This is a genomic window from Mycobacterium sp. SMC-18, assembly GCF_045310895.1.
Classification (GTDB): Bacteria; Actinomycetota; Actinomycetes; order Mycobacteriales; family Mycobacteriaceae; genus Mycobacterium.
In genome coordinates this window covers 1-10,771 of the sequence record NZ_JBJIAL010000075.1, presented here as the reverse complement: position 1 = coordinate 10,771, position 10,771 = coordinate 1, and the positions used below count along the sequence as shown (strand labels likewise).

At 64.1% G+C, this 10,771-nt stretch carries 13 protein-coding genes and 1 pseudogene; 10 read left to right on the top strand and 4 right to left on the bottom strand.

Annotation, left to right across the window (positions count from 1 at the left end):
* Positions 1 to 69: 69 nt before the first annotated feature.
* Positions 70 to 690 (top strand): annotated as a pseudogene (locus ACJH6J_RS29325) (OPT/YSL family transporter); the annotation flags it as partial.
* 149 nt (positions 691 to 839) lie between these two features.
* On the opposite strand, the gene ACJH6J_RS29320 reads toward ACJH6J_RS29325, so the two are convergent.
* From ACJH6J_RS29320 to ACJH6J_RS29310, 3 genes are all read right to left on the bottom strand, one after another.
* Positions 840 to 1,223, bottom strand: a complete 384-nt coding sequence (locus tag ACJH6J_RS29320; RefSeq protein ID WP_406804961.1) for a type II toxin-antitoxin system VapC family toxin — start codon at positions 1,221 to 1,223, stop codon at positions 840 to 842.
* The gene (locus ACJH6J_RS29315; protein ID WP_053854134.1) at positions 1,220 to 1,435 is read right to left on the bottom strand and encodes a hypothetical protein; all 216 of its coding nucleotides are present in this window, start codon (positions 1,433 to 1,435) and stop codon (positions 1,220 to 1,222) included. The genes ACJH6J_RS29320 and ACJH6J_RS29315 overlap by 4 nt, the downstream gene beginning before the upstream one ends.
* A 76-nt stretch (positions 1,436 to 1,511) precedes the next feature.
* Positions 1,512 to 2,717 (bottom strand): hypothetical protein, encoded by a 1,206-nt coding sequence (locus ACJH6J_RS29310; RefSeq protein WP_406804960.1) that lies wholly within the window; start codon positions 2,715 to 2,717, stop codon positions 1,512 to 1,514.
* Positions 2,718 to 2,978: 261 nt separating this feature from the next.
* On the opposite strand from ACJH6J_RS29310, the gene ACJH6J_RS29305 reads away from it, so the two are divergent.
* Entirely contained in the window at positions 2,979 to 3,284 is a 306-nt protein-coding gene (locus ACJH6J_RS29305; protein WP_406804959.1) for a GreA/GreB family elongation factor, read from the top strand.
* A 38-nt stretch (positions 3,285 to 3,322) separates the two neighbouring features.
* On the opposite strand, the gene ACJH6J_RS29300 is transcribed toward ACJH6J_RS29305, so the two are convergent.
* On the bottom strand, positions 3,323 to 4,279 hold the full coding sequence (locus tag ACJH6J_RS29300; RefSeq protein ID WP_212812429.1) for a mechanosensitive ion channel family protein: 957 nt from the start codon (positions 4,277 to 4,279) through the stop codon (positions 3,323 to 3,325).
* Positions 4,280 to 4,552: 273 nt separating this feature from the next.
* On the opposite strand from ACJH6J_RS29300, the gene ACJH6J_RS29295 reads away from it, so the two are divergent.
* The 8 genes from ACJH6J_RS29295 (at position 4,553) to ACJH6J_RS29260 (ending at position 10,499) form a co-directional block, all read left to right on the top strand.
* A complete protein-coding gene (locus ACJH6J_RS29295) occupies positions 4,553 to 4,855 on the top strand; it encodes a WXG100 family type VII secretion target (protein ID WP_406785086.1) in 303 nt (100 codons plus the stop codon).
* On the top strand, positions 4,855 to 5,142 hold the full coding sequence (locus ACJH6J_RS29290; RefSeq protein WP_406785087.1) for a WXG100 family type VII secretion target: 288 nt from the start codon (positions 4,855 to 4,857) through the stop codon (positions 5,140 to 5,142). Before ACJH6J_RS29295 ends, ACJH6J_RS29290 begins: the two co-directional genes overlap by 1 nt.
* Before the next feature lie 3 nt (positions 5,143 to 5,145).
* Positions 5,146 to 7,734, top strand: coding sequence for a hypothetical protein (locus ACJH6J_RS29285; protein ID WP_406804958.1), 2,589 nt, complete (start codon positions 5,146 to 5,148; stop codon positions 7,732 to 7,734).
* Positions 7,734 to 8,147, top strand: coding sequence for a hypothetical protein (locus tag ACJH6J_RS29280; RefSeq protein WP_406804957.1), 414 nt, complete (start codon positions 7,734 to 7,736; stop codon positions 8,145 to 8,147). Before ACJH6J_RS29285 ends, ACJH6J_RS29280 begins: the two co-directional genes overlap by 1 nt.
* A complete protein-coding gene (locus ACJH6J_RS29275; RefSeq protein WP_406804956.1) occupies positions 8,140 to 8,958 on the top strand; it encodes a hypothetical protein in 819 nt (272 codons plus the stop codon). The genes ACJH6J_RS29280 and ACJH6J_RS29275 overlap by 8 nt, the downstream gene beginning before the upstream one ends.
* A gap of 69 nt (positions 8,959 to 9,027) precedes the next feature.
* The gene (locus ACJH6J_RS29270) at positions 9,028 to 9,552 is read left to right on the top strand and encodes an Imm61 family immunity protein (RefSeq protein ID WP_406804955.1); all 525 of its coding nucleotides are present in this window, start codon (positions 9,028 to 9,030) and stop codon (positions 9,550 to 9,552) included.
* Between the two features lie 39 nt (positions 9,553 to 9,591).
* Positions 9,592 to 9,882, top strand: coding sequence for a hypothetical protein (locus ACJH6J_RS29265; RefSeq protein WP_406804954.1), 291 nt, complete (start codon positions 9,592 to 9,594; stop codon positions 9,880 to 9,882).
* Between the two features lie 38 nt (positions 9,883 to 9,920).
* Positions 9,921 to 10,499: a hypothetical protein gene (locus ACJH6J_RS29260; RefSeq protein ID WP_406804953.1), complete on the top strand. Its 579-nt coding sequence runs from the start codon at positions 9,921 to 9,923 to the stop codon at positions 10,497 to 10,499.
* Positions 10,500 to 10,771 lie beyond the last annotated feature (272 nt).

Below are 10,771 nucleotides of genomic sequence, written 5' to 3'. Positions count from 1 at the left end.
CCGTCAGACGGCGATCAACACACCGAAACGGAGGTCGCCTGAAACACCCCGATCCACAGGTATTGACAATTGCTCGGTGTGGCGTTCGGATCGGCCATCATCCCGCCAGTGCTCAACCTGATGCAGCGCGCATTCGGGTTCCTCGGCGCTCCTGGGGCAGGCGATCACGCCTTGGCGGCGCCGCAGGCCGCGTTGATTTCGTCGTTGGCCAAAGGTGTGTTCGGCGGGTCACTGAACTGGGGGCTGATCGGGCTGGGTGCGGTGATCGGTGTGGTGGCGATCGTCGTTGACGAGACCCTCACCCGCACATCGCGATTCGCGCTGCCGCCGCTGGCCGTCGGGATGGGCATGTACCTGCCGATGAGTCTGACGCTGATCATTCCGCTCGGTGCGCTGCTGGGCTGGTTCTACAACCGCTGGGCTGACCGGACCGGCGGAGACGTCGAGCGCAAGAAGCGGATCGGCGTGCTGCTGGCGACGGGCATGATCGTCGGCGAGAGTCTCTAGGGCGTGGTGTTCGCCGGTTTCGTGGCCGGAACTGGTTCCGATGAGCCGTTCGCGGTGTTCTCCGGTTTCGGCGGGTCTGTTCCTGAGCTGATCGGCGTCGTGGCGTTCGCGGCGGTGCTCGGGTGGATGTACAAGCGGACGCGCGTCATTGCGGGGAGCGAGCCGGTTGCGGCTGAGCGCTGAGTCGCCTGGCTGCCGCTGATTTCATGGTGGCTGCGCACGCTGCGACGGGGCCGCCTCTCCTGACATATTCGATTTGGAGCCGTCACGTTTCCTTGACGGCTCCAAATCGCTTGTGCTGCAACACTGTTAACGCTGAGAGGATGCTTCTCCTAGCGCGGGACGACAGTGACGGCGCATCGTGGGCCATTCGCTCCTGACAGCCGAGCATCCGCGGTCACCAGAGCGCAGTCCAGGTTCTCAGCGAGGGCGACGTACATCGCGTCGTAGGCCGTCACAGCCTCACGAAGTTCCCAAATGCGTTCCAGGAGAGGTGGAGCGGCGTAGCGGATCAGCCCGAGCCCGCTCCAGACATTCAAAGCCTGCCGGCCCTCCGCAGAGGTAAGCCGACCGGACGCCACTTGCCGGCGCAAGACACTGGCCACCTCCGCATCCACCAAGTGCGGCGCGTGAATCGATTCGGCAGCGAGTAGTCGACGTGCTTGGCCATCGTGCAGAAGCCCAGAGACTGCTGCCGACGCATCGACGACAATCACCGGCGTTCGGACTCCAACTGCTTGACGATGGTCTCGGTCGGGATATCCAGATCGGGCAGCGTGGCCAGCAATGCGGCATTGTCGACTCGACGAGTCGCGGCATCGAGTTCACGGATCGCGACGGCTGTCACCGAGGTGCTCGCTGCACGCGCCATCCGTTCGAGTCGATCCATGACGTCATCAGGGACGTTACGGAGGTGCAGAGTCCGCATACGACCACTGTACCCAGATTGCATGCTTCTCGCTTGCAATCTGCTAGCAACCCGTCCGAGCTGACTTGAGGAGCCATCAGCCCACATCGTCGTACCCCCAGAACTCTCGCGCCTCGCTCATAAGTTCGTGCCGGTAGCTCGGCCTCAGCTCATCGATCACAGCAAGCGTCCGTGACGTCAGCTCGTCGCCAATCCCACTCTGCGCGTGCGCATATGGGATGAACGCACGTAGCAGGTCAGGAACGTCCAGCGCCACCTCCAATGGCGTGCCGTCGTCGTAGTAGGACGGGTTGCGCATTATGTCTCGGACACGTGTTTCGCTCCACCGCAGCGGGTCTTCCGAGCCGGTCTCGAAAAGCTCCAGCAGCTGCTCCCGGTAGCCGGGACCGTTGAACGGAGCAGACGAACTGCTGACGAAGAACGACTCGCACAGCTGCACGGCGGAAGCCCAATCCATGGACGGTGTGCGGCCCTCACCGCCTTCCGGGAGCCGACTGATCAGCCACCTAACCAGCGGTCGGTTTGGCATCCACGTATTGGCATCTCGCGCGAATACTGGCTTCTTGAAAGCACCTTCGATCCACGCCCTCGCGTCGGCGAGGTCCATTTCGACAACAGACTCGGAACCCGGTTCCGCAATCCGTGCAAGCACTTCGTCGATCAGCTCCGGCACAATGGCGATGTCGGTGACGCCCGAGAACCGATTGTGGTCGACCCGCACGACCACAGTCAGCCCATGACCACCGACTAGTCGAGCACCAATGGCAATCTCATCGGCATCACCGAAGGCATCACTTCGGCGGACAGCCCGGTGCACGTTCACCTGCGACAGTGAGTGGATCCATCCCGGCAGGTGCTCGTGGCGCTGTGCGAGTTCCGCTCGACATTCGAATTGCAGAGCTGGGTCATCGACCAGAAGCTCCGCGATTACAGCGAGTAAGGCAGTGACCGGCCGGTTGCGTGTCGACATAAGGCCGGTCAACAGGCGATACAGCTTTTCGCCGTCCGGCCTGCTGGCATCGAGCGAAGTGAGGTTGAGGTTCCCTACGTTGATCGCGCGGCTGGCCATGCTGACGAGATAGACCGGATGCTGATCGACCCTGGGCCGCACTATTTCTGTCAGCTGTCCGGTTGCATCGTTCAGCTGCCCGATTAAATCTTTCAGCTGTCCGGTTACAGTTTTCAGCTGTCGGTCGAGAGCATTCCCGGCCTTGCGTTTCTTCGCTCGCCGCACATCGCGTCGAGCCTGTTTGAGGCTCCGTAAACGTCGTTTGTCGGTCATGTCGCGGACGCTACGCCCGGGCTCCGACAAGTACGCCGCGGCCGCTTTCGCCCTCCGTCTGACCCACGGACGTACATCACGTGACATCATGGCAAACAAGCTCGCGTGCGTCCGCCACGACCGGCGACGCGGCGGATAGTGACAACCGTGGACGCTGTAATTCACCCGAACACCGCGTCAAGGGTTCCGCCCCCACACCCGGTGTCATCGAATGCCGCTGAACAGCACGGTGCGGTCATCGCAGACCGGCACCCGCGAGAAATGTCATCCACCAACACAATCGACGCCCGCGACGAGCTGATCCTCGAAGGTCAGGCCGTGCCGGGCGCCTGGGTCACCGTGTCGTTCAACGGGGACCCCGACGACACGGACATCTTCCAACTCGTCCTGCCCGCCGACGCCAAGCCGCTGGGCGACACCTGCTCCGTGGAGTGCCCGCTGGGCAAAGCACTCGTCGCCTCGCACGTCGGCGAAACCCGGAGATACGTGACAGAATCCGGGCGGAGCATGGCGATCACGGTTCTGGCCGTCGACAGCGTGAATCCGCAGGAGAAGGCCGGACGCTGACCGCTCCCCGACCAATGTTGTTCGGGGAGCCCAGGGCCCTACTCCGCGGCCCGACCGCCCACCACGGCGTGAATGCGCCCCTGCGGATACGGCAGAGCGATGTCGTGTTCGTCGTAGGCGCGCAGAATCGCGCGGCGGATCCGGCGCTGCACCGCGCCCTGCATGTTCGGCCGAGTTTTCACCGACATCCGCAAGGTGAGCAGATCAGGCGAGAGCTCCTGCACGCCAAGCATTTCCGGATCACCCAACACATCGGCAGCGATCGCCGGGTCGATGATCGCGTCCTCCGCCGCTTCGATGGCCACCAGCTCGGCGCGGTCGAGGTCGGCGGTCAGGGCGACCGGAACCTCAACGTTCGCAACGGCGTAGTCCTGGCTCATGTTGCCGACGCGCTTGATCTCACCGTTGCGGACGTACCAGAGGGTGCCGTCGCCGCCGCGCAGTGTGGTGATGCGCAGGCCGACGCTCTGCACCTCGCCCGTCACGTCACCGAGGTCGACATTGTCGCCGACGCCGTACTGATCCTCGAGCAGCATGAAGATGCCGCTGACGAAGTCGCGGACCAGGTTCTGCGCGCCGAAGCCGATCGCGAGACCGACCACGCCGGCCGAGGCGATGAACGGCGCGATGTTGACGCCCAGCACGCTGAGGATCGCGAGCACCAGCCACAGGAGCAGCAGGATCGACACCGTCGACTTCAGCACCGAGCCGATGGTCTGTGCGCGCTGGCGACGCCGCTCGGCAGCTTTGCGGGCGTTCGACGAGGCCGCCCGGTCGCGCAGGTAGCGCAACAAGGGCGGACGGTTGGCCTGCGATTCCTCATCGACGGCCATTGTCTTGCCGGCGCGCCCGGTCGTGGCGCGGTCGATCACCCGGTGCAGGGCCAACCGCGCGATCAGGGCGATGACGCCGTAGGCAGCGATCCGGATCGGCACCTCGAGCAGCCAGTGTCGGTTCGTTTCGGTCCATTCGAAAGCCAGTTGGTAGACATGCACGTGTTCGACCCTACGAGAGGGCGTCGAAGCCCCTGGCTACGGCGATTCGCGGCTGCAGGGGGACCAGCGGGTTTGGTCGGTCGTGAGATCCAGTCGACCGATGCGGCTGATCGTTGCCCGGCTCACAGGTCCGGCGCTCGTCTGGGGCCGTTTCTGCCAGCAACCTGACAGACATCTGTCTAAAACCTGTGAGCGGCAAGGAAATTCGCGTCGGCGACCCCCTGGCACGCTCGGTAAGCTCCTTTCGTCAGCCAATCGCGTTGGGGGTATCGCATGGCCGAGTTACAGGTCGAACCGTCGGAGCTGGTCGCGGTGTCGCACGAGCTGTCCACCGTCGCGGACGGGCTCCGCGCCGGGATAACGTCCCTGGACAACGAGGTGTCCGGCCTCATGGGCACCGGCTGGACCGGGTCCGCGGCCTCGGCATACGCGGGCGTGTGGAAGGAATGGCACGAAGGCGCTGCCCAGGTGGCCGCCGGTCTGAGTCGCATGTCGGCGCTGCTCAACGAGGCGGCGGCCAAGTACACGAGCACCGACGCCGAGGGCGGCGCGCACATCGCGGGATCGGGCCTCTGATGAGCGAGTTCAGCGTCAATCCGGCGGCACTGGCGGCGGTCATCGACCGGATGACGGCGTTCGATTCCGACCTCGAAGCCCACTTGGCGCACGCAGCCGGATCAGTCGCCCGGTTGGGTTCCAGCTGGTATGGCGACGCCGGCGAAGCGGAACGGTCGGCGCAGGCGCAGTGGGACGAAGGCGCCCGGGAGATGCGGGAGGCGCTGGCTCGGCTCCGACAGATCGCTGAGGGCGCCCACGAGAACTACTCGTCCGCTGCGAGCAAGAACCACCAGATGTGGTCCTGACCTGTGACCGGCCCGATCACGGTCGATCCGACCGCGCTCAACTCGGCGGGGGCGTCGGTCGGCGCTGAAGCGAACAGCGTCTCCAGCGCGGTCACCACGCTCTCTGGTGCACTGTCCGGTCACGAAGCCGGCTTCGGCCACGATGCGGCCGCATTGGTCTTCTCTCGCAGCTACATGAACGCGGCCAATTCGTTGCTGCAGTCGGCGGCTGCGGCCGTCAACGCGTCGCACCGAACCGGCTTCGGCATCCAGATGTCGGCCTACAACTACGGCACTGCCAACGCGCACTCCACTGTCGGCGGCGGCGAGCTTCCGGTCACCAAACCCACTGAGCCCCCGAAGTATCCGACGCCCAGCGCTCCGTCGGTGTTTGGCGGCGACATCGCCGCGCCGCTGGGATGGAGTCTGGTCGAAGCGTTCGTCGGAGACCTCTGGCCCGACGGCGATCCCGCACAGATGCGCGCGACCGCAGCCGCCTGGCGTACCTTCGGCGCGTCGATGAGTGGCGGATCGGGCCCCATGACCGCCGCGGGAACGACGTTGGGCGGCTTCCAGATTCCCGACGCACCGCAGATGCAGAAAGCCGCCAACGACATCAGCGGCGGCCTCACCGCCATCAACACGCAGGCGCAGAAACTGGCCGGCCAGATCGATTCGTTTGCAACGACCGTCGAGAACACGCAGAACAAGATCCGCGACCTGCTCCACCAACTGAGTCCGAGCGGCATCCTCAGCACCATCGGCGGGATGTTCGAGGGCCACAATCCCCTGGACAAGATCAAGCAGATCGCGGACGACATCAAGGCGGTTCTGGGCAACATCAAGCGCGAAGCCGACGCGACGCAGCAGATGTTCACCCAGGGCATGCAGGACCTCGACGCATTGACCGACAAGCTCGAGAAGTGGGCGGACAAGGAGTTCGTCGAGGCGTTCGGCCAGGAGGTCGGCGGTGCGCTCGGCTCCACGTTCAACGCGATAGTCGACTTCGACGAGGGCGCGTTCAAGTTCGTCGCGCAGACGGCCAACGGGCTCGAGCAGCTTGATCCGACCCGCTTCATCTACGACCCCGAAGGGGCAGCCAAGGCCTGGGAGGGCACGGGCAAGGCCCTCGGCGAGGTCGCACTGGTGGCCAATCCCTTGACCGCGCCGTTGGCACTGTCAGACCCTGGCATTCGCAAGGACTTGACGACTCTCGGCAAGTCGATGATCGACTACGACGACTTCAAGAACGGTCACCCTTTCCGCGGATTGGGTTACGACACAGCGCAAGTCGCGACCTTCTTCCTGCCGGGCGCCGGCGAGGCGGCGCCCGCGGCCGACGCTGCCGGTGGCGCGGCGCGCGTCGGTGCGGCAGAGGCGCGGGCCGGCGGCACTGTTGCACGCGATGCCGGTACGGCCGCGTCCAAGGTCGGTGCGGCCAGCGCTGCCGAGGAAGTCGCCGGCCAGGCGGGGAAGATCACCAGCAGTCTGGACAAGGTCGGCGTGCCAGAGGCCGCGCCGGGCACCAGCGCCGCAGGCAAGGCGCCGGTCGAGGTTCCGGCGCCCAAACCCGAAGCAGCTCCTGCGCCAAAACCGGAACCTGCGCCCGCGCCACACGTCGAACCTCCGGCGCCGCACACCGCCGAGCCGACCGAAGCGCACTCAAGCGTGCCGGGAGCCGAAACACACACCTCGCCAAGCAGTTCAACACCACACGAACCGCCAGCGGGCCCGTCTGCGCACTCCCCCGCACCGTCAACCCACGAGCCGGCACCGGCCACGCACGAACCAGCCACGCCGACCCACACGCCCGGCGACTCGCCCCATTTTCCCGGCCCGAACGACTCCACGCCCCACACACCCGGCGGCCACGGCGATCCGGGCGACGGACGCGTCTACTCGATGATGGACGACAGTTCGCACACAACATCATTCGCGCCGGAGCAGCTCGGTGATAACCAGCGGGTCCTCGATGCGATGGCCGACCATGGCGTCAGCAAGAGCGACATGGTCGACCTCATCAACACGCCTACCGACGCCCTCACCCCCGCCGAGCGGGATCTGGTCAACGACGTGCGTGACGCTCTGCCCAACCCGACCGACGACACGGTGATGCAAAAGGTGATTCCGCCGGGGTACTTCGATGATGCGAAAGGCTTTGTCCCGAGCCGAGCGGACGACTACGTCATGGGCAACCAACCCTGGCTCAACGTCGACCAGGTGGGTGGCTCGGTGTCGATGGCCGACGACACGGCTCACCTCGGGACGCCTCAACAGATCCACGATGGCCTGCGTCTGGACTACACCGACTCTCCGTACACCCCCGAGGATCCGGGGACGCACATCATCCGGTTCCAAGCGGACCCCGATGCCCCAGGCTCCTACGAAGTGCCGCGCACTACGGACATGGGAGGCAACGGCGCCTACGACGGATGGGATGATCCATTCACCGGCAATGGGTTCACCAAGTCCGGTGACGATGTCATTCCTGAATACTTCGCCAAGAAAGTCACGATGCGAGACGGTGCCGAAATGTGGGAGGTCCTCGATGACGGAACCCAACGTCTGGTGGCCGTGCTCAAGGACAAAGAGTGGATCCCGCAGGGGAACTGATGACTGAGATACCCGTGACAGGCGCCGTAGCGGAGTACCGCGGGCAGCGATATCGAATCTTGTTCAGTGGCACCGACTGGGTCGCGGTGAACGTCGGACCGGACGTCGAACTACCGGACGCCTTCGCCCGTGGCGAAGCACCAGCCGAGCCGGGCCACTACGACCCGTGGGCCAAGGTCCCTCGCTCGGCTCTCGACGGCGTCATCCAGGTCAGCGTCAGCGCCACTCTCGCGGGGCACACGGTGTACCTCCGGCGCCGGTTGCGCGACGGTCGGATTGGGGTCGAGTTCGTGGGGCCGCCACACATCGCTCGCGCAATGGGACTCGACGGTGACCAGCACACGGGATGGACCGGCCTGGTCAATCCCGACGATTTGCACGATATTCAGATCGAGGAGACGCGGCGTGGCTGAGCATTTCGTGCTGCAGAAACTCCTTGCCACCCCTGTCTCAAGCGCCATCGTGGAGAACGGACTCGACCAGGTTGGCGGGTATGTCACCGAGGCGTCTGCAGTAGTCGGTCTGAGGACGCCCGCAGATCTGTTGGCGGCGTACGGTATTGACGCCGCTCCCGATTTCGCGGATGTGGTCCGCTTTGAGCAACCACGACTGGCAACGTTCACCAAGCCCAGTGACGCGGAGAGACGCTGGCGCGACTTCTCTCACGGTTTTCTTCTCGGCGGCTCACTAGCGCCGGTCTGGCGCATGAGCCGCACCCGGTTCTCGCACGGGGCCGAATACTGGCGGATCCGCTCCGACGGTGAGCAGAAGTGCTTGTCGCACTACGCGGGGGCTGGCCGCGGCTGGGTGGGCGCCAAACGCTGGCGGCCTCCGAGCCCGATGGTGGGCACGTTGGCGCGATGGCAGGGTCGGGAGTACTTCGCCGACGTCATTGCGGAGACCGTGTTGTTGACCGCGCTCACCGAGAATGGCCCAACGGGTTTCGAGCCAGTCCGCCCACATGCGTGGTCCGCGACCGTGCCGTTGTCGGAATGCGAAGTGTTCGAGCGGGTTTTCACGGCCCAGGTCGACGGTGTCCCCGTGCGCATACTGCGTCGTGCAGGTGAAACCGCCGAGGTGCTGTTGCTCAATGATGACCCCGCTGACGCCGAGCGCGTCGGCGCTGGACTGGTCGAGGCTGGAGTGTTCGAGGCAGTGGTCGCCGCCGATCGCTTGGCCGAGGTCCATGGGGTGGAGAACCAGTGGGTTCCAAGTCCCGACTGAACTCGCGACGCGATGACTGACATCGAAGACGTGATCAAGTACGGAGCGTTAGGGCGGTGACAGCGACACATGACGGTGTCTGATGAACTCGAAAGCTGGGCGAGTCTCGCCGGATTCTCGTTGACTCGGAACGCCGAATGTATAGGCACCGATCTTTTCTGGAATCGCGGCGGCGAGCTCCGATATTTCGTCCGGGACCGGGCAGATGGAGGAACAGAGGTCACCTATTCAGACAGGCTTGGACCCGAGGGATTTGAATTCTCAGGCGCGTCTCCGGTAGTCGTGGAGCGATTCCTATTCGGTTTTTTCGGAGACTCCTACAGAAGCATCAAAGACTTGCCGTTCGTTATGGCTACACGAGCGGTCGACGATTTGGACCACGGCTATCGCGTCGCACTTCAAGAAGTCACTGGCGTCAATCGATACACGTTGATCGATGCCTCCGACGCAATTATTGCGGTGTGCAGCGGTGGGCGCCTCTTGGCGCCAGATCGACTCGCCAGATTGTCCACAATTCTCCATGCCACCGTCGACGAGATCAAAGAATCATTCCGACGGGAAGACGGTAGCCCACTGCTCAAAATTCGCGTCTAGCGAGCGCCGGTTTTCTCCAGAGAGTAGGTGACCGTACGCATGACAGACCAAGCCGTAGCCATCAACGACGCCATCACGCTTCATCTCAAGCACTACCCCGGAAAGAACGATGAGGCGTTCGACGTTCATTTCGGCTCAGCGGCATCTGTTGCCAAGCAAGCGGTTCGGTGGATCCTGGACGAGGCAATGCAGCTGAATCCGGACTGGAACTCCATGTCGCTCAACGACGCCGGCGATTACGTCGAATCAGTAATGCACGAACGTCACCCTGAGCTGTCACCGGAGGCCCTGGAGTGCATCGGCAACTACTACACGTACCGTATGCGGTAGCCGATTCGCACGGAACCTACTTCTCGACAGATCGAACGATGACCACAGAACTGACCACGCAGAGCGAGATCAGTGCTGCGTTCCGCGAACGCATGCGAGTGGGTGCGGGCCTAACCGTCCCGTACGCGCGGAAGTGGGCTATCGGTGGCTGCGAGCCATCCCAATCACTATGGCCGTTCCCCCACAACGAGATCGCAACGATGGCTGCAGGGCTCCTGCGGCTCGACGCGTCAATCACCGCAACACAAGACGCTGTATTGATCGGCCTTGACTCCGGCACGATGTGGGTAGCGGCAAATGGACCGACACGCGACGCAGAACGCGCTTCCGCGTTTCTGATCGGCCCACAAGGTGACGACTCCGCAAGGTACGTCGGCAACGCGGCAGCTGTGGTCCTGGAAATCATCAAGGGACTCTCCTCAGCCCCACCGCCGGCTCCGGTCGCCAACGACCTTCTCCACATAGGATTTCCTGGTATTCACGACCCCGAACGGACCTACGTGGGTAGTTGGCGATGGAATGTCCACGGCGAAGCGCGCGACGACGAGTATGTGCGCCGCGCGGCTTACGCCACTCTGAGAGCCATCCGCGCTACAGAGAGTCCGCGCGCAGACTGAAAGTTCACCAAACTGCCCACGCTGCTTGTATTTCAGCCCGGGTTGTTCGCTCATCCGTGATCGGTTATGCGCCAGGGAGCACTGAGCAGTACGCGTGAGACGCTCGCCGGCCCGGTACCCGGGATGGCTCCGCCACTTCCACCCCGAGATGCACTCCGATGGCGAACTCCCCGGACAGGGCGTCGCGGGCCTCCGGAGGAGCAATGATCAATACCTGTGGATGAGGCCCGAGGAGGCGGCCTGAAAGTGGGCGCACCTTCCCGAGGATGATC

Coding starts and splice junctions, on each gene's coding strand:
- ACJH6J_RS29315 (WP_053854134.1), bottom strand. CDS start 1,435: ATGCGGACTCTGCACCTCCGTAACGTCCCTGATGACGTCATGGATCGA.
- ACJH6J_RS29310 (WP_406804960.1), bottom strand. CDS start 2,717: ATGACCGACAAACGACGTTTACGGAGCCTCAAACAGGCTCGACGCGAT.
- ACJH6J_RS29305 (WP_406804959.1), top strand. CDS start 2,979: ATGTCATCCACCAACACAATCGACGCCCGCGACGAGCTGATCCTCGAA.
- ACJH6J_RS29295 (WP_406785086.1), top strand. CDS start 4,553: ATGGCCGAGTTACAGGTCGAACCGTCGGAGCTGGTCGCGGTGTCGCAC.
- ACJH6J_RS29290 (WP_406785087.1), top strand. CDS start 4,855: ATGAGCGAGTTCAGCGTCAATCCGGCGGCACTGGCGGCGGTCATCGAC.
- ACJH6J_RS29280 (WP_406804957.1), top strand. CDS start 7,734: ATGACTGAGATACCCGTGACAGGCGCCGTAGCGGAGTACCGCGGGCAG.
- ACJH6J_RS29270 (WP_406804955.1), top strand. CDS start 9,028: ATGACGGTGTCTGATGAACTCGAAAGCTGGGCGAGTCTCGCCGGATTC.
- ACJH6J_RS29265 (WP_406804954.1), top strand. CDS start 9,592: ATGACAGACCAAGCCGTAGCCATCAACGACGCCATCACGCTTCATCTC.
- ACJH6J_RS29260 (WP_406804953.1), top strand. CDS start 9,921: ATGACCACAGAACTGACCACGCAGAGCGAGATCAGTGCTGCGTTCCGC.